Raw genomic sequence first — 17,008 nt, 5'->3', positions numbered from 1 at the left:
CACAAAAGCCTTTTTAAGGTTGCGTCATCGATCTATGCTTCAAAACAAGCATTATAAATGCAACTTTAAAAAAGGAAGCGATTATGTTCTGTGTGCAATGTGAACAAACCATCCGGACACCGGCAGGTAACGGCTGCTCTTACGCTCAAGGGATGTGCGGCAAAACGGCAGAAACCTCCGACCTGCAGGATCTGTTGATAGCGGCGCTGCAAGGGCTCTCTGCCTGGGCCTTGCAGGCGCGCGCGTTGGGCATTATCGATCATGATGTCGACAGTTTCTCCCCACGCGCCTTCTTCTCTACGCTGACCAACGTTAACTTCGATTCCGAACGCATTATCGGCTATGCACGTGACACCATTGCCCTGCGTGACTCGCTGGCGGTTCGCTGCCGCCTGCTCGACGCCAGTGTGCAGGTCGATCACCCACTGGCCCAGCTGCAACTGGCTGGCAACGATATGCCTGCGCTGTTGCAACAGGCCGCGCAGTTTGCTCTCAATAAAGATAAGGCCGAGGTAGGCGACGATATCCACGGCCTGCGGATGCTGTGCCTGTACGGCCTGAAAGGGGCCGCCGCCTATATGGAACATGCCCATGTGCTGGGCCAGTTCGACAACCAGATCTATGCTGATTACCACGCCTTTATGGCTTGGCTGGGCACCCAACCGAGCGATTTGGACACCCTGCTGAACAACTCGATGGCCATCGGCAAAATGAACTTCAGCGTGATGGCTATTCTGGATCGCGGCGAAACCAGTGCCTTTGGCGACCCACAGCCGACCACGGTCAACGTGCGCCCGGTGGCGGGCAAGGCGATCCTGATCTCCGGACACGACCTGAAAGATCTGCGCTTGCTGCTGGAACAAACAGCAGGCACCGGCATCAACGTGTATACCCACGGCGAAATGTTACCGGCCCATGGCTATCCAGAGCTGAAAAAATTCCCACACCTGGTGGGTAACTACGGTAGCGGCTGGCAAAATCAGCAGACCGAATTTGCCAAATTCCCGGGTTCGATCGTCATGACCTCCAACTGCATTATCGATCCGAACGTCGGCAACTATGGCGATCGCATCTGGACGCGCAGCATCGTTGGCTGGCCTGGTGTCAACCATCTGGAAGGGGATGATTTCAGCACCGTGATCGCTCAAGCCCAGCAGTTGGCTGGCTTCCCTTACAGCGAAATCGAACAACTGATCACCGTCGGTTTTGGCCGCCAGGTACTGCTCAGCGCCGCCGATACCGTGGTTGATCTGGTAGTACAGAAAAAACTGCGCCACGTATTTCTGGTGGGTGGCTGTGACGGCAGCCGTGACGAACGCAGCTACTTCACCGATTTTGCCCGCAGCGTGCCGCAAGATTGCCTGATCATGACGCTGGGGTGCGGTAAATACCGCTTCAACAAGCTGGACTTCGGCACGCTGGAAGGGCTACCGCGCCTGCTGGACGTCGGCCAATGTAACGATGCCTATTCCGCCGTAATGCTGGCAGTCAAACTCGCCGAGAAAGTCGGTGGCACGGTCAACGACCTGCCGCTCAGCCTGGTGCTGTCTTGGTTCGAGCAGAAAGCGATCGTCATTCTGCTGACGCTGCTGTCGCTAGGGGTGAAAAATATCGTCACCGGCCCAAGCGCCCCGGCGTTCCTGACCGACAATCTGTTGGCGGTGCTGAATGAAAAATTCGGCCTGCGTTCGGTCACCACCGTAGAGCAGGATATGCAAACCCTTCTCGGCTAAGGCCGTTGTTCCGGGGCTGCCCATCGCGGCGGCCCCGTTTGTTTTGAGGTGCCCTATGAGCCAACCCAGCCCACTTTGCCCCAACCCGATGCAGGTGCACTCCCTGCAACAGGAAACCGCCGACGTCTGGACGCTGAACCTGATCAATAACGACTTTTATCCTTATCAGCCCGGACAGTTTGCGTTGGTCAGCATTCGCGACAGTGAAGATACGCTGCGCGCCTATACGCTTTCCTCTTCGCCCGGCCTGAGTCCTTTTATCAGCATCAGCGTACGTTGCCTGGCGGATGGCCTCGGCTCACGCTGGCTGACACAAGAGGTCAAACCTGGCCAAACACTTTGGCTATCAGATGCCCAGGGAGAATTCAGCTGCGTGCAACACCCCAGCGATAGCTACCTGATGCTGGCTGCCGGCTGTGGCGTCACGCCGATCATGTCGATGTGCCGCTGGCTGGTGGTGAACAAGCCGCAATGTGATATCCGGGTGATCTTTAACGTTCGTACCCCTGCCGATGTGATTTTTGCCGAACAGTGGCAACGGCTATGTGCCGCCCATCCACAATTGCAACTGACCTTGATGGCAGAGCAGGATGCACAACCCGGCTTCCTGTCTGGCCGCATCAATGAACAGGTGTTGCAACAGGCCGCGCCGGATATCGCCTCACGTACCGTGATGACCTGCGGCCCAGCCCCTTACATGCAACAGGTTGAACAGCTTTGCCTAGGGCTCGGCGTCCCCACGGCCAACTTCCACCAGGAACAGTTCCACACCTCGGCGCAGTTGGATGATGGGAAAAGCGAACAGTTAACATTGCGCATCGGTCAGCCGCTGCGTGAATTCCACGTGCCCGTCGGCAGCACCTTGCTCGCCGCTTTAGAAGCCCATAAGTTACCGGTCAATGCCGCCTGCCGTGCTGGCGTTTGCGGTTCGTGCAAAACCCGTATTATCGATGGCCAATACACCACCACCAGCACCATGACATTAACCCCGGCGGAAATCGAACAGGGCTACGTGCTGGCCTGTAGCTGCCAGCTACAGGGTGACGTCACCCTCGCCTGACGCTTTGGCCCCATCTTCCCGATGGGGCACATATCGGCAAGCGTATCCCCTAATGCCCTTCTACACTTTCTGTTTGCCTCTAACCGGGCGAGTACCCCTCATTTTGGATAATGACTGGAGGAACGATGAAGCAAACAGTAGCCACGCTGATCGCCAAAACGCTGGAACAGGCAGGTGTAAAACGGATCTGGGGCGTTACCGGCGATTCGCTCAACGGCCTGAGTGACAGCCTGCATCGGATGGGAACCATCGCCTGGATGGGCACCCGCCACGAGGAAGTCGCCGCCTTTGCCGCCGGTGCCGAAGCGCAGCTCACTGGGCAACTGGCGGTCTGCGCAGGTTCCTGCGGCCCCGGCAACCTACACCTGATCAACGGCCTGTTCGATTGCCACCGCAATCACGTCCCGGTGCTGGCTATCGCCGCCCATATTCCTTCCAGCGAGATCGGCAGCAGCTACTTCCAGGAAACGCACCCGCAAGAGCTGTTCCGTGAATGCAGCCATTACTGCGAGTTGGTGTCCAATCCAGAGCAGCTGCCGCGAGTGCTCGAGATTGCCATGCGCAAAGCGATCCTCAACCGTGGCGTCTCGGTGATAGTGCTGCCGGGGGATGTCGCCCTGCAAATGGCCCCAGAAGATGCCAGCATGGTGTGGCATACGCCCGCGCACCCACTGATGCAGCCACCGATGAGCGAGCTGCAAAAACTGGCAGAAACGCTGAACAGCGCCAAAAACATCACCCTGATGTGTGGCAGCGGCTGCGCCGGTTCGCATGACGAAGTCGTCAAACTGGCCGAACTGCTGCAGGCCCCGATTGTGCACGCCCTGCGCGGTAAAGAGCATATCGAATGGGATAACCCTTACAGCGTCGGTATGACCGGGCTGATTGGTTTCTCTTCCGGCTATCATGCCATGATGAACGCGGATACCCTGGTGCTGCTAGGCACTCAGTTCCCTTATCGGGCGTTTTATCCTAGCAATGCCAATATCATTCAGATCGATATCAACCCCGGCAGCATCGGCGCCCATTGCCCAGTCAATATGGCGCTAATGGGCGATATCAAAACGACGCTCAGCGCCTTGCTGCCGCAGTTGCAAGCCAAGAGCGACCGCAAGTTCCTGGATAAAGCGCTGGAGCATTACCGGGAAGCGCGTAAAGATCTCGACGGGTTGGCTACCGCCAACGATGACCAGCCGATCCATCCACAATATCTGGCACAGCAAATCAGCAACTCAGCCACGGATGACGCCATCTTCACCTGCGATGTCGGCACGCCGACGGTGTGGGCAGCGCGTTATTTGAAAATGAACGGCAAACGCCGCCTGCTCGGTTCGTTCAACCATGGCTCAATGGCCAACGCCATGCCGCAGGCGATTGGTGCCCAAGCCACCGAACCGGATAAACAGGTGATCGCCATGTGCGGTGACGGTGGCTTCACCATGCTGATGGGGGATTTTCTGTCGCTGGCCCAGTTGCAGCTGCCGGTCAAGGTGGTGGTATTCAATAACAGCGTGCTGGGCTTTGTGGCGATGGAGATGAAGGCCGGTGGCTACCTTACCGATGGCACCGATCTGCACAACCCGGACTTTGCCGCCATCGCCAATGCGGCAGGTATCAAAGGCATTCGGGTAGAAAAGGCCTCCGAGCTGGACGCGGCATTGCAGGAAATGCTTGCGCATCCCGGCCCGGCCTTGCTCGACGTGGTCACGGCTAAACAAGAGCTGGCGATGCCGCCGCAGATCAAATTCGAACAGGCTAAAGGGTTCAGCCTGTATATGCTGCGCGCCATCATCAATGGCCGGGGTGATGAAGTCGTCGAACTGGCTAAAACCAACTGGCTGCGTTAATCGCTTCTGGGGGCAATGAAGTTGGTTGTCCCCTGCATTTTCCGCTTTTGCCCCGCGCTAATCCGGTTATGATGAAAGCCACTTCCTCATCAGCTACCAAGGACCCGTATGCTTATCGATTTACGCAGTGACACAGTTACCCAACCTAGCGCAGAGATGCGCACCGCCATGGCGCAGGCTGACGTCGGCGACGACGTATATGGCGACGATCCCACCGTCAACGCCCTCCAGGCTGAAGCGGTCAGACTCTCTGGCAAAGAGGCGGCATTATTCCTGCCTACCGGCACCCAGGCCAACTTGGTAGCCCTACTGAGCCATTGCCAGCGTGGTGAGGAATATATCGTTGGCCAGCAGGCGCATAACTACAAATATGAAGCCGGTGGTGCCGCCGTGCTGGGCAGCATCCAGCCCCAGCCGATCGAAGCCAATCCCGATGGCACGCTGCCGTTAGATAAAGTCGCCGCCGCCATCAAGCCTGATGATATTCACTTCGCCAAGACTCGTCTGCTGAGCCTGGAAAACACCATCAGCGGCCGCGTGCTGCCGCTGGAATATCTGCAACAGGCCTGGCAGTTCACTCGTGAGCACAAACTGGCTCTGCACATTGACGGCGCGCGCATTTTCAACGCGGCGGTGGCGCTTAACGTACCGCTGAAAACCCTTGCCCAGTATTGCGACACCTTCACCATTTGCCTGTCGAAAGGCCTGGGGGCACCGGTTGGCTCGCTGCTATGCGGTAGCGAAGAGTTTATTCAGCGTGCCAACCGCTGGCGCAAGATGACCGGTGGCGGTATGCGCCAAGCCGGTATTCTGGCGGCTGCCGGGCTCTATGCCTTGGAGCACAACGTCGAGCGGCTGAAAGAAGATCATGACAACGCCAAATGGCTCGAACAGCAGTTGCGTGACATTGGCGTGGATATTGCCGAGCCGGGCGCACAAACCAACGTGCTCTATCTGCGCCAATCCCCGGAGCTGGTGGCCAAGCTCGGCCCCTGGATGCGCGAACGTGGCGTGTTGATCAGCGCCGGGCCGTTAACCCGTATCCTGACGCATCTCAACGTTAGCCGCCAAGATCTGCAAAAAGTGGTCGATCTTTGGCGGGAATTCTTGCAGCAGCACGCCTAACTTTTTTGTAGTAACACCGGGAGGCCCCGCTTCCCGGTTCTCGCCAAACTCGCGATCTCAGCCTAGTTCCAATACCTGAAGGGATATCATCTATGAGTCATAAATTTCGCCAGACGTTATTAGCTCTCACCCTCGTTAGCAGTGGAATGATGTTTACCTTGCCAGCCAGTGCAGCCCCGGTGCCGGCCCAACAGCAAACGCAAGCTCCCGGCTATTACCGCATGATGTTGGGTAACCTGGAGGTGACGGCGCTGTACGACGGTTACGTCAAACTGGACGCCAAGCTGTTCCATGGTGTCAGCGAGCCGGATATGCAAAAGTTGTTCGCCCGCATGTTTACCGACAGCAAGTCAGGCATTCAAACAGCGGTTAACGCGTTTCTGGTGAATACCGGTACGCATCTGGTTCTGGTTGATGCCGGTACCTCGCAGTGTTTTGGACCGACGTTGGGGGCCATCAAAAACAACCTGCACGCGGCAGGTTATCAGCCAGAGCAGGTTGATATGATATTGCTGACGCATCTGCACCCCGATCACGCCTGCGGCATCACCGATCAGGGCAAGGCCGCCTTCCCTAACGCTACCGTCTATGCCTCCAAGACCGATGGGGATTATTGGCTGAGTAAAGAGATGGCGTCCAAAGCCCCGAAGGACGCGCAGCCGATGTTCAAGATGGCTCAGGACGCCGTGGCCCCTTATGCCGAACAGGGCAAGCTGAAACTTTACAGCCCTGGGGAGCAGTTACTTCCTGGGCTGGAGGTGATAGCGACACCGGGCCATACGCCAGGACATACCTCTTACCTGTTCAGCTCAGGCGGCCAGAAACTGCTGTTGTGGGGGGATATCGTCCACAGTCACTCTTTGCAGTTTGCCAAACCTGAAGTCGCGGTGGACTTTGACACGGACTCCAAACAGGCGATCGCTACCCGGCAGAAGGTGTTTGCCGATGCGGCTGAAAACAAGCTGTGGGTTGGCGGGGCGCACTTACCTTTCCCTGGTCTGGGCCACGTGCGCGTCGAAGGTAAAGGCTATGCGTGGGTGCCGGTTGAATATGCACCAGTGGTAGTCGGCGAGAAGAAACCTTAACGCAGATTGATGACAACGGGCGGCACATACGGCGCCCGTTTAATTGCGCACATTGCGATAACTCAAACCACCATCCGGCCATAGAGCCAGTAACCCACAGCCAGCATCAGCAGCAGGTTCAGCACTACGCTGAGGATAAAATAGGTTTTGAACGGCTGTTTCTGCGTTTTATGACGGAACAGTCGTTGCCCGATAATGGCCCCTATCCAACCGCCCAGCACACCGAACAGCAGCAGGGTGATTTCCGGAACCCGTTGCCAACTTTTGCAGGCGGCCAGCTTATCGACACCGTAGATTAGCAGGGTCAGCAAGTTTACCAACAGCAACCACGTCCACAGCGGAGCGGGAAAACACAGGCTGCCAGCCAAGGCAATTAGCAGCAGCAAATAACACAGAGAATTGATTTTCATCGGGCATGGGCTCGTTGCTTGATCGCCGCGTAGTGTGAACTGCCCTACGTGCAGATGCAACTTTTGATACCCATACAAAAAGTGCATTTAGCTCGCTAATTTGTCATTCTATACCCTATGGATTTCAAGCCGCAGCTTGAAAGACGACGGGTAAAACTACGCTCACATTAACATCAATAAACTAAGGCAGCGCAATGACCTCCCAACGTATTCTGGTTCTTGGAGCCAGTGGTTATATTGGCCAACACCTGATCCCCCGGTTGACCGAACAGGGCCACGAAATCACCGCAGCAGCACGCCGCATAGAATGGTTGGAAGAGCAAAACTGGCCGCACGTAAGCTGCCGCTACGTGGATGTCTACCGTCCAGAAACGCTAACGGCGGCGCTATGGCAGATCGATGCCGTTTACTACCTGATCCACGGCATGGGCGATGGCGATGATTTTATCGAAAAGGAACGCCAGGCGGCGGAGAACCTGCGGGATGCCTTGCGAGGATCCAACGTTAAACAGGTTATTTTCCTTGGCGCACTGCAACCAGAGGGCAGTAGCTCCCCTCACCTCATCGCCCGTAAGCTGACCGGCGAAATCCTGCGCCAAAGCGGCATTCCCGTCACCGAATTACGCGCCAGCATCGTGGTTGGCCCAGGGTCAGCCGCGTTCGAGATTATGCGCGATATGGTCTATAACCTGCCGATCCTGACGCCACCGCGTTGGGTGCGGTCAAAATCGTCCCCGGTCGCACTGGATAACCTGCTCACTTACCTGACCGGGCTACTGCAACATCCGGCGCAGGAAAACCGGATTTTTGACGTGGCCGGGCCGGAGTACATCAGTTACCAAACCATGTTCGAGCGCTTTATCAAGATCAGCGGCAAAAAGCGCTGGCTGATCCCGGTGCCGCTGCCGACACGCTTTATCTCGGTATGGTTTATCAGCATGATCACGTCTGTACCAACCTCAATTGCCAGCGCGCTCATTCAGGGGCTGAACCATGACTTACCTGCCGATGGCAAACCGCTGCAAGCCTTGATCCCACAGCCACTACAAACCTTTGATGAGGCCGTGAAGGAGACGCTACGCCGCGAAGACGAGGTGGTCGACTCTGCCGACTGGGGTTACGATCCTGAAGCCCGAGCCCGCTGGCGCCCCGGTTACGGTTTCTACCCCAAACATGCAGGCTGCGAACTGGATACCCAGGCCTCCAGTGAAGCGCTATGGCACGTCGTGCAGCAGTTGGGCGGCAAAGAGGGATACTTCTACGCCAACATCCTGTGGCAAATCCGTGCCCGCATGGACGATATGATCGGCAACGGCGTCGTTTATGGCCGACCGCAGCGTGATACCCTGGAAATCGGCGATCTGGTCGATGGCTGGAAGGTGATCACCAAGAAGCCATTGCGCCAGCTGGCATTGATGTTCGGGATGAAAGCTCCGGGGCTTGGTCGCCTGACCTTCAGTATCAAAGACCTGGGCGATCGCCGCCAGCTCGATGTCCGCGCCTGGTGGCATCCTGCCGGTTTCAGCGGGCTGTTATACTGGTTTGTCATGATGCCTGCCCACCTGTTTATTTTCCGTGGCATGGCCAAACGGATTGCCCAATTGGCCGAAGAGTACGATAACCAGCGTCCTCATTAGTTTCTACCCTATGGATTTCAAGCTGCAGCTAGGCGACAAGCTTACTCATCCTCAGGAGCTTACTTTTCGTAAGTGACTGGGGTGAGTAAGTGCAGGTAACAACGCTGCAGCTTGAAAGACGACGGGTATAATTGTTGATCAATCGCACAGTTTTCTGTCTCGGTTAGGTCCTTTCTCATTGCATAGCGCACAAAATCACGAAAGAATGGCACCTTATTTGCTGGGGCGCGCTAAAACGCCCTCAGCATCCTGATTTTTGGTGAGAACAGAGTGAGTTATGAAGGTATTGGTCACCGGTGCAACCAGTGGGTTAGGCCGTAACGCCGTTGAATATCTCCGCCGCCAAGGCATAAAAGTACGTGCCACCGGGCGCAATCAGGCCATGGGTTGCCTGCTGGAAAAAATGGGTGCCGAATTCATCCATGCCGATCTCACCAACCTGATCTCTTCGCAGGCCAAAGCCATGCTGGCGGATGTGGATGTGCTGTGGCACTGCTCCGGTTTCACTTCCCCATGGGGTACAGAAGAAGCCTTCGAACTGGCCAACGTCCGCGCTACCCGCCGTTTGGGGGAATGGGCTGCGGCCTACGGTGTGGAACGGTTCATTCATATTTCGTCGCCGGCGATTTACTTTGATTATCACCATCACCGCAATGTGGATGAAGACTTCCGCCCGATTCGTTATGCCAACGAGTTTGCCCGCAGCAAGGCCGCCGGGGAACAGGTGGTGCAACAGTTGGCGCTGTCCAACCCGCAAACCCATTTCACTATCCTGCGCCCACAGGGGCTATTTGGCCCACACGACAAAATCATGCTGCCGCGCCTGCTGCATATGATCAAACATTACGGCAGCCTGCTGCTACCGCGTGGCGGGGATGCGCTGGTCGATATGACCTATCTGGATAATGCGGTACACGCCATGTGGCTGGCCACCGTGAAGGAAGAGACTCCTTCTGGCCGGGCCTACAACATCTCCAACCAGCAAGCTTGCACGCTACGCACCGTGCTGCAACAGCTGATCGATGAGTTGGGCATGAAGTGTCGCATCCGCTCGGTGCCCTACCCGATGCTGGATATGATGGCTCGTGGCATGGAAAAGCTGGGCAGTAAAAGCGATAAAGAACCCGTGTTGACCCATTACAGTGTGGCCAAACTCAATTTCGATCTAACTCTGAACACCACTCGCGCACAGCAGGAACTGGGTTATCAACCCGTGGTTTCGCTTGAAGAAGGCATTAGCCGTACCGCTCGCTGGTTAAAAGATCACGGTAATCTGCACGGGCTATAACTAACCCCTCACCCCAACCCTCTCCCACAGGGAGAGGGAGCTGTTAGTCCCTGCACATTTGGTAGTAAAAAGATAATCTCAGCAAACTCGAACGATCCCCTTCCATACGGAGAGGGAGCTGATAGTCCCTGCACATTTGGCAGTAAAAGAGATAATCTCAGCAAACTCGAACGGTCCACTGTGGGAGAGCGTGAGGGCATTTCTTTTAGCGTTAACGCATAGCCCCGTACTTGCTTAGCAACGCCTCAATAATAGCCTCGCTTTCTGCATCCGGCTCACCGCGATAATCGCTGGGCCGGAAATGCATCTGAAACGCCGCTACCAGATTCCGCTGCTGCTTGGCATCCCATGCGGGATCAACGCCATAGCCGTAGCGCGCCAGCTTTTCCAACAGTGATGCCATCGCCACTGGCTCATGCTTATCACGACCTGCCAGGTAACGTTCCACCTCCCGCTCATCCGGCCAGGCACCAATGCCTGCCTGCGCCAGCTGTTGCCATGGGAAGAGTGGGCCAGGATCCTGCTTACGCTGCGGTGCGATGTCACTGTGCCCTACCACGTCCGTCGGTTGCAGCGCGTAACGCTGTACAATATCGCGGCTAAGTTGGATCAATAACGCAATTTGCTCGGGCGTATAGGGCTGCCAGTCTGTCTCCAGCAAGTTACGGGTAAAACCCTGGTTAACGATCTCAATGCCGATCGAAGTATCGTTCAAATTGGTACGCCCACGCCAGTTGCTGGCCCCGGCATGCCAGGCCCGCAGCGCTTCCGGTACCAGTTGATACGCCACCGGTTTGCCACCCTGCTCTGAAGGATGCGCAGGCAACAAGTAATGGGCGCTGACGTGCTCGTCCGTCAGCGTTTTTAGCGATGAGTGAAAGTTTTCTGCGGTGTAATGCATCACCAGGAAGCGAATACGCTGATCGGCCCCTGGTGCCTGATGCAGCGTTTCCAACTGATAGCTACCGTGATCCACCAGCGTGCTGGTGGATTGCTGTTGGCACCCCGTCAAAACTGCAATGGCAGCGATCCACAACCACTTAACCAAAATACGCTCCTTCCTGCTGTGAAATTCCGCCATCAGGATATGACAGGATCTGGCGCAGTCGACTAACTTTCTGTTGCAGTTCACAGCTTCCCTGCTCGGCATTTGCCATTTAACTCCCTTGTTATCGCACCGCACTGCCGCAAATATTTGACCGTAGGGGCGCCACATGCTGCACCCGCTTAACAACGTTGTGTGCTTATCGGTGAATGTCAGCGGCTGACTTTTACCGCAGTGCCACTGACGCTGACCATCAGCATGGTGCTGTCTTTACCCACGGTTTGATAATCGATATCGATGCCGACTACCGCGTTAGCTCCCAGTTCTTTGGCCTGCTCCTGCACCTCCTGAAAGGCCAACTGACGCGCCTTGCGCAGCTCTTTCTCATAGGCACCGGAACGGCCACCAACGATATCACGCACGCCAGCAAAGAAATCACGGAAAATATTGGCACCCAGAATCGCTTCACCGGTGACTACGCCGCAATATTCGGTGATGGTAAACCCTTCCAGAGTGTGGGTAGTGGACAATTGCATCAAGAACTCCTTATAAAATCAAATCATTGCTGTGGTAGGACAGCTAATTTAAGCGGATGTTCTGTGGCACAATGGCACACAGCACCAATGCAAGGACCAAAAACGCCTTTATACTGTAGGCTAGTCCCGAGGTTTTCGGTCTTCATGGTTGAGAGACTTTTACATAAGGTTATGAGATGAAAACAAAAACGCTTGCTGTTGTTTTACCCTTGGCCCTGTTCTTAAGCGCCTGTACCACCGTCGAACCGGCCTTTAAGGATGTTGGCGTTCGCACTGGCGCCTGCGTAGAGGGTGGCCCGGATACGGTGGCCCAGAAATTCTATGACCTGCGCATTCAGCAAGGCCCAAGCACCGCACTGCCGGACAGCAGCCGTCTGGCACAGTTGCAACCTTACCTGAGCCAGGTGCTGTATCAGGATCTGGTCAGTGCCGCTCAGCACCCTGGCAAACACACCATCACCGGCGATCTGTTCTCTGGCAATGCCCAGGGGCCAACCAGCGCATCGGTTGCCAGCGCCTCCACCATTCCTAACACCGATGCCAAAAACATCCCGCTGCGTGTACAGCTGACCCACCAGAAAGAAGGTGCCAGTGCAATCAACTGGCAGGACGAAGTGCTGATGGTCCGTGAAGGCACCTGCTGGGTGGTTGACGACATCCGCTTCCTCAACATCCCGCCGCATGCCGCCAGCGGTACGCTGCGTCAGGTTCTTGAGAACCAGTAACACCAAGATGGCAGCCGGGTGTATCACCTTCCCGGTTGCCAATTACCCCCTCAGAAATGCTCAAAATTCCATCACCTTGAGAAAAATAGCTAGCTATCTCACAGTGTGCGCGACAAATCCGCCATTCCACCAGCGCTCACGGTATCTTCTGCTATTATTTAGTCATTCTGCGACGTACTAATAAATTTTAACTCACAAAGATTGCATAAGTATTCTGTGGAAGTTACCATTCCCGGCATCAATGTCTATTCAATTTCAGCGCATGAGTATTCAACTAAAAGATATCAACTGCTTTTACGGCGCACATCAGGCGCTGTTTAACATTACACTGGATTGCCCTGCCGGCGAGACTCTGGTGCTGCTTGGTCCAAGCGGTGCGGGTAAGAGTTCGCTGCTGCGGGTGCTTAACCTGCTGGAAATGCCACGCTCTGGCCACCTGCGAATCGCGGGCAATCAGTTCGACTTTAAACAGTCACCGGGGGAGAAATCCATCCGCGAACTGCGCCAAAACGTAGGCATGGTGTTCCAGCAGTACAATCTCTGGCCACATCTGACCGTGGTGCAAAACCTGATCGAAGCGCCCTGCCGCGTACTTGGCCTGACCAAGGCACAAGCGATGGCGCGTGCCGACAAGTTGCTGACCCGGTTACGTCTGACCGATTTTGCCGATCGTTTCCCACTGCATCTCTCCGGTGGCCAACAACAGCGCGTAGCCATTGCCCGTGCGCTGATGATGGAGCCTCAGGTTCTGCTGTTCGATGAGCCTACGGCCGCACTGGATCCGGAAATTACCGCGCAGATCGTCAGCATCATTCGCGAGTTGGCGGGCACCGGTATCACTCAGGTGATCGTCACCCATGAGGTTGAAGTAGCGCGTAAAACCGCCAGCCGCGTGGTGTATATGGAAAATGGCCATATCGTCGAACAGGGCGATGCCAGCCACTTTGCACAACCGCAAACCGTAGAGTTTGCCAATTACTTATCACACTAATAGCGATATTTGCTGTTCTCAGGGAGTTTGCGATGAAAAAACTACTAATCGCCGCCGTTCTGGCTGGCATCAGCGTTTCTGCCTCAGCAGCCGAAACTATTCGTTTCGCTACCGAAGCTTCCTACCCTCCGTTCGAATTTGTCGCGGCGGATAACAAGATCCAGGGCTTCGACGTCGATCTGGCCAACGCTCTGTGTAAAGAGATGCAGGCTGAGTGTACCTTTACCAACCAGGGCTTCGACAGCCTGATCCCAAGCCTGAAGTTCAAGCGTTTCGACGCCGTGATGGCCGGTATGGATATCACCCCTGAGCGCGAAAAGCAGGTACTGTTCAGCAAGCCTTACTACGATAACTCGGCCCTGTTTATTGCCGAGAAAGGCAAAGTGGCCGACGTGGCCGCGCTGAAAGGCAAACGCGTTGGCGTACAAAACGGCACCACGCACCAGAAATTCCTTACCGATAAACACCCGGAAATCACCACCGTGGGTTACGACAGCTATCAGAATGCCATTCTGGATCTGAAAAATGGCCGTGTTGATGCGGTGTTCGGCGATACCGCCGTGGTTAACGAGTGGCTGAAAGAAAACGCTGCGCTGACCGCCGTGGGCGATAAAGTGACGGATAAAGACTACTTCGGTAGCGGTCTGGGCATTGCCATGCGCCTGCAAAATACCGAACTGCAGGGCAAATTCAACGCCGCCCTGGATAAAATCAAGCAGGATGGGACTTACGAAACCATCTACAAAAAATGGTTCCAGCAGTAATCATTATCCATGAATGAAATCCAACCTTTAGCTAGCGCCGCCGGGATGACCGTCGGCCTTGCCGTTTGTGCCCTGGTCCTCGGCCTGATCCTGGCGATGCTGTTTGCCGTCTGGGAGTCATCCCGCTGGAAAGCGGTCAGTTGGCTCGGCACCGCCTGGGTGACCCTGCTGCGCGGCTTGCCAGAAATTCTGGTGGTGCTGTTTATCTACTTTGGCTCTTCACAGCTGCTGATGATGCTGTCCGACGGCTTTGTCCTGAACTTCGGCCTGTTCCAACTGCCGGTGCAGCTGTCCATCGATAATTTCGAAGTCAGCCCGTTCCTGTGCGGCGTTATCGCCCTGGCTCTGCTCTATTCTGCCTACGCATCGCAAACGCTGCGTGGGGCGCTGAAAGCGGTACCACAAGGGCAATGGGAATCCGGCCAGGCTCTGGGGCTAAGCAAGACGGCTATCTTCTTCCGCTTGATCATGCCGCAAATGTGGCGTCACGCGCTGCCGGGGCTGGGCAACCAGTGGCTGGTGCTGCTGAAAGATACCGCGCTGGTGTCGTTGATTAGCGTTAACGATTTGATGTTGCAGACCAAAAGTATTGCCACCCGCACCCAGGAGCCGTTTACCTGGTATGTGATTGCTGCGGCAATCTATTTGGTTATCACCCTGCTGAGCCAATACATCCTTAAGCGGATCGAGCTGCGCACCACACGTTTTGAGCGGGGGCCAGCCTGATGCTTGAGTTCATCCCCGAAATCATCAAAGGCTTGCATACCAGCCTGTCTCTGACGATTGTCGCACTGATTGTTGCCTTGCTGATGTCGCTAGTGCTGACGGTGATCCTTACGTTAAAAACCCCGGTGCTGACGCAGTTGGTGAAGGTCTACATTACGTTGTTCACCGGTACGCCGTTGCTGGTGCAGATCTTCCTGATTTACTACGGCCCTGGCCAGTTCCCGGCGATCCGTGAGTATCCCTGGCTGTGGAACCTGCTGTCGCAACCCTGGCTCTGCGCGATGATTGCGTTGGCGCTGAACAGTGCGGCCTACACCACCCTGTTGTTCCATGGGGCGGTGCGCGCTATCCCGGCGGGCCAATGGCAATCCTGTGAAGCGCTGGGCATGTCACGCCAGCAAACGCTGCGTATTCTGCTGCCGTATGCCTTCAAACGTGCCTTGTCATCCTACTCCAATGAAGTGGTTCTGGTGTTCAAGAGTACCTCGCTTGCCTATACCATTACGCTGATGGAAGTGATGGGTTATAGCCAACTGATGTACGGCCGGACTTATGACGTGATGGTGTTCGGTGCCGCTGGCATTGTGTACCTGTGCGTCAATGGCCTGCTGACGTTACTGATGCGTATAGTTGAACGCCGCGCATTGGCATTTGAACGGCGTAACTGAGCCAAGCCTCGCTGAACTAGCCCTGCCTTGCGCAGGGCTTTTTTATGGCTGAAAATAATTTTCTAGTCATTTATATTGAATAGTCATTCACTAAATGGCATTGTTATCGGCATAGCCACTCACAATGCCCTTGGGGCATTGTCAGAAAAAAAGGTGGCGAGACAACAATCAAATTTACGACAGGAGCCGTACCGATGAAAAAGCTGTTACTTGCCGCCACCCTTCTCGCCGGGATCACCTTTAACGCTGCCGCCGCAGACACTATCCGTTTCGCCTCTTCAGCGACCTACCCGCCGTTTGAATCTCTGGATGCCAATAACCAGATCGTCGGTTTCGATATCGATTTGGCCAAGGCCTTGTGCAAACAAATGCAGGCCGACTGCACCTTTACCAACCAGGCTTTTGACAGCCTGATCGCCGCGCTGAAATTCAAAAAATATGATGCGGTGATTTCTGGTATGGACATTACTCCGGAGCGCAGCAAGCAGGTAACCTTTACCCAGCCCTATTATGCCAACTCGGCCATCGTCATTGCTCAGAAAGGCAAGTTCGCTACGCTGGCGGATTTGAAAGGCAAAAAACTGGGGATGGAAAACGGCACCACGCATCAAAAATACATGCAGGACAAGCACCCGGAAATTAATACCGTGTCTTATGACAGCTACCAAAATGCCGTGCTAGAGCTGAAGAATGGCCGTATTGATGGCGTGTTCGGTGACACTGCGGTGGTTAATGAGTGGCTGAAGAATAACCCGGAGCTGGCTGCCGTGGGCGAGCACGTAACCGATGCGCAGTACTTTGGTACCGGCCTGGGCATTGCCGTACGCCCGGACAATCAGGCACTACTGGCCAAGCTGAATGCTGCGCTGGACGCGATCAAGGCGGATGGGACCTACAAGGCGATCAACGATAAGTGGTTCCCACAGTAAAGCCGTCTGCCCCTCACCCCAACCCTCTCCCACAGGGAGAGGGAGCTGTCCGGAGCGCGTAGTTAGCCCATACAACTTCGGAAAGTAGGGAGTAAGAACGAGAAAGACAAGGTATTACTCAGAACAATCAACAAACTCGATCGGTCCCCTCTCCTTTTGGGTGATTTCCCCAGTCTTTACACTCCCACAGGGAGAGGGAGCTGTCCGGAGCGCGTAGTTAGCCCATGCAACTTCGGAAAGTAGGGAGTAAGAACGAGAAAGACAAGGTATTACTCAGAACAATCAACAAACTCGATCGGTCCCCTCTCCTTTTGGGAGAGATACCGTCTTGTCGGCTATCCGGCAAGCGGTATTTCCGCATTAAATGTCTTTCCTGATTTCACCACACCATAGGCCAGTTGCAGCAGTTTTCGCATCGCCGCACACACTCTCTCTTTGC

At 55.4% G+C, this 17,008-nt stretch carries 16 protein-coding genes; 13 read left to right on the top strand and 3 right to left on the bottom strand.

What is annotated here, in order from left to right:
* Positions 1-83 precede the first annotated feature (83 nt).
* The 5 genes from hcp to ACMV5I_RS15400 all read left to right on the top strand — a co-directional run bounded on the left by hcp (position 84) and on the right by ACMV5I_RS15400 (position 6,850).
* Positions 84-1,733: a hydroxylamine reductase gene (gene hcp, locus ACMV5I_RS15420; RefSeq protein WP_141131811.1), complete on the top strand. Its 1,650-nt coding sequence runs from the start codon at positions 84-86 to the stop codon at positions 1,731-1,733.
* Positions 1,734-1,788: 55 nt separating this feature from the next.
* Positions 1,789-2,793: an NADH oxidoreductase gene (gene hcr / locus ACMV5I_RS15415; RefSeq protein WP_121606453.1), complete on the top strand. Its 1,005-nt coding sequence runs from the start codon at positions 1,789-1,791 to the stop codon at positions 2,791-2,793.
* Positions 2,794-2,918: 125 nt separating this feature from the next.
* Entirely contained in the window at positions 2,919-4,640 is a 1,722-nt protein-coding gene (poxB, locus tag ACMV5I_RS15410; RefSeq protein ID WP_414824756.1) for a ubiquinone-dependent pyruvate dehydrogenase, read from the top strand.
* 108 nt (positions 4,641-4,748) lie between these two features.
* Positions 4,749-5,765 (top strand): low-specificity L-threonine aldolase, encoded by a 1,017-nt coding sequence (gene ltaE, locus ACMV5I_RS15405; RefSeq protein WP_414824755.1) that lies wholly within the window; start codon positions 4,749-4,751, stop codon positions 5,763-5,765.
* A gap of 92 nt (positions 5,766-5,857) precedes the next feature.
* The gene (locus ACMV5I_RS15400) at positions 5,858-6,850 is read left to right on the top strand and encodes an MBL fold metallo-hydrolase (protein ID WP_414824753.1); all 993 of its coding nucleotides are present in this window, start codon (positions 5,858-5,860) and stop codon (positions 6,848-6,850) included.
* 62 nt (positions 6,851-6,912) lie between these two features.
* Here ACMV5I_RS15400 and ACMV5I_RS15395 read toward each other — a convergent pair whose 3' ends face one another.
* Positions 6,913-7,260, bottom strand: coding sequence for a DUF1294 domain-containing protein (locus ACMV5I_RS15395; protein WP_202672646.1), 348 nt, complete (start codon positions 7,258-7,260; stop codon positions 6,913-6,915).
* A gap of 194 nt (positions 7,261-7,454) precedes the next feature.
* On the opposite strand from ACMV5I_RS15395, the gene ACMV5I_RS15390 reads away from it, so the two are divergent.
* Both ACMV5I_RS15390 and ACMV5I_RS15385 read left to right on the top strand, forming a co-directional pair.
* On the top strand, positions 7,455-8,897 hold the full coding sequence (locus ACMV5I_RS15390) for a DUF2867 domain-containing protein (protein WP_024486195.1): 1,443 nt from the start codon (positions 7,455-7,457) through the stop codon (positions 8,895-8,897).
* 277 nt (positions 8,898-9,174) lie between these two features.
* A complete protein-coding gene (locus tag ACMV5I_RS15385) occupies positions 9,175-10,185 on the top strand; it encodes an NAD-dependent epimerase/dehydratase family protein (protein WP_024486194.1) in 1,011 nt (336 codons plus the stop codon).
* A 211-nt stretch (positions 10,186-10,396) separates the two neighbouring features.
* Here ACMV5I_RS15385 and ACMV5I_RS15380 read toward each other — a convergent pair whose 3' ends face one another.
* Both ACMV5I_RS15380 and ACMV5I_RS15375 read right to left on the bottom strand, forming a co-directional pair.
* Positions 10,397-11,233 carry an N-acetylmuramoyl-L-alanine amidase gene (locus ACMV5I_RS15380; protein WP_414824751.1) on the bottom strand — a complete coding sequence of 279 codons (837 nt, stop codon included), beginning with the start codon at positions 11,231-11,233 and terminating at the stop codon, positions 10,397-10,399.
* A 209-nt stretch (positions 11,234-11,442) separates the two neighbouring features.
* The gene (locus tag ACMV5I_RS15375; protein ID WP_024486192.1) at positions 11,443-11,766 is read right to left on the bottom strand and encodes a heavy metal-binding domain-containing protein; all 324 of its coding nucleotides are present in this window, start codon (positions 11,764-11,766) and stop codon (positions 11,443-11,445) included.
* Positions 11,767-11,942: 176 nt separating this feature from the next.
* On the opposite strand from ACMV5I_RS15375, the gene ACMV5I_RS15370 reads away from it, so the two are divergent.
* From ACMV5I_RS15370 to ACMV5I_RS15345, 6 genes are all read left to right on the top strand, one after another.
* Entirely contained in the window at positions 11,943-12,491 is a 549-nt protein-coding gene (locus ACMV5I_RS15370) for a lipoprotein (protein ID WP_174333474.1), read from the top strand.
* Positions 12,492-12,753: 262 nt separating this feature from the next.
* Positions 12,754-13,482 carry an arginine ABC transporter ATP-binding protein ArtP gene (artP, locus tag ACMV5I_RS15365; RefSeq protein ID WP_099049968.1) on the top strand — a complete coding sequence of 243 codons (729 nt, stop codon included), beginning with the start codon at positions 12,754-12,756 and terminating at the stop codon, positions 13,480-13,482.
* A gap of 32 nt (positions 13,483-13,514) precedes the next feature.
* On the top strand, positions 13,515-14,246 hold the full coding sequence (gene artJ / locus ACMV5I_RS15360; RefSeq protein ID WP_021804969.1) for an arginine ABC transporter substrate-binding protein: 732 nt from the start codon (positions 13,515-13,517) through the stop codon (positions 14,244-14,246).
* A gap of 9 nt (positions 14,247-14,255) precedes the next feature.
* On the top strand, positions 14,256-14,972 hold the full coding sequence (gene artQ / locus ACMV5I_RS15355) for an arginine ABC transporter permease ArtQ (RefSeq protein WP_024486188.1): 717 nt from the start codon (positions 14,256-14,258) through the stop codon (positions 14,970-14,972).
* Complete coding sequence (gene artM, locus ACMV5I_RS15350) at positions 14,972-15,640, top strand: arginine ABC transporter permease ArtM (RefSeq protein ID WP_024486187.1); 669 nt, start codon at positions 14,972-14,974, stop codon at positions 15,638-15,640. Before artQ ends, artM begins: the two co-directional genes overlap by 1 nt.
* A 194-nt stretch (positions 15,641-15,834) precedes the next feature.
* Positions 15,835-16,569: an arginine ABC transporter substrate-binding protein gene (locus tag ACMV5I_RS15345; RefSeq protein WP_179246421.1), complete on the top strand. Its 735-nt coding sequence runs from the start codon at positions 15,835-15,837 to the stop codon at positions 16,567-16,569.
* Positions 16,570-17,008: the final 439 nt, after the last annotated feature.

This window comes from Serratia sp. T13T92, assembly GCF_047530105.1.
Lineage (GTDB): Bacteria > Pseudomonadota > Gammaproteobacteria > Enterobacterales > Enterobacteriaceae > Chania > Chania fonticola.
Note: the sequence above shows the minus strand (reverse complement) of the source record. Positions and strands in the feature narration are given on the sequence as shown.

Excerpts from the sequence above, each read along its gene's own strand:
- hcp (WP_141131811.1), top strand. The coding sequence starts at position 84 with ATGTTCTGTGTGCAATGTGAACAAACCATCCGGACACCGGCAGGTAAC.
- hcr (WP_121606453.1), top strand. The coding sequence starts at position 1,789 with ATGAGCCAACCCAGCCCACTTTGCCCCAACCCGATGCAGGTGCACTCC.
- poxB (WP_414824756.1), top strand. The coding sequence starts at position 2,919 with ATGAAGCAAACAGTAGCCACGCTGATCGCCAAAACGCTGGAACAGGCA.
- ltaE (WP_414824755.1), top strand. The coding sequence starts at position 4,749 with ATGCTTATCGATTTACGCAGTGACACAGTTACCCAACCTAGCGCAGAG.
- ACMV5I_RS15400 (WP_414824753.1), top strand. The coding sequence starts at position 5,858 with ATGAGTCATAAATTTCGCCAGACGTTATTAGCTCTCACCCTCGTTAGC.
- ACMV5I_RS15395 (WP_202672646.1), bottom strand. The coding sequence starts at position 7,260 with ATGAAAATCAATTCTCTGTGTTATTTGCTGCTGCTAATTGCCTTGGCT.
- ACMV5I_RS15390 (WP_024486195.1), top strand. The coding sequence starts at position 7,455 with ATGACCTCCCAACGTATTCTGGTTCTTGGAGCCAGTGGTTATATTGGC.
- ACMV5I_RS15385 (WP_024486194.1), top strand. The coding sequence starts at position 9,175 with ATGAAGGTATTGGTCACCGGTGCAACCAGTGGGTTAGGCCGTAACGCC.
- ACMV5I_RS15375 (WP_024486192.1), bottom strand. The coding sequence starts at position 11,766 with ATGCAATTGTCCACTACCCACACTCTGGAAGGGTTTACCATCACCGAA.
- ACMV5I_RS15370 (WP_174333474.1), top strand. The coding sequence starts at position 11,943 with ATGAAAACAAAAACGCTTGCTGTTGTTTTACCCTTGGCCCTGTTCTTA.
- artP (WP_099049968.1), top strand. The coding sequence starts at position 12,754 with ATGAGTATTCAACTAAAAGATATCAACTGCTTTTACGGCGCACATCAG.
- artJ (WP_021804969.1), top strand. The coding sequence starts at position 13,515 with ATGAAAAAACTACTAATCGCCGCCGTTCTGGCTGGCATCAGCGTTTCT.
- artQ (WP_024486188.1), top strand. The coding sequence starts at position 14,256 with ATGAATGAAATCCAACCTTTAGCTAGCGCCGCCGGGATGACCGTCGGC.
- artM (WP_024486187.1), top strand. The coding sequence starts at position 14,972 with ATGCTTGAGTTCATCCCCGAAATCATCAAAGGCTTGCATACCAGCCTG.
- ACMV5I_RS15345 (WP_179246421.1), top strand. The coding sequence starts at position 15,835 with ATGAAAAAGCTGTTACTTGCCGCCACCCTTCTCGCCGGGATCACCTTT.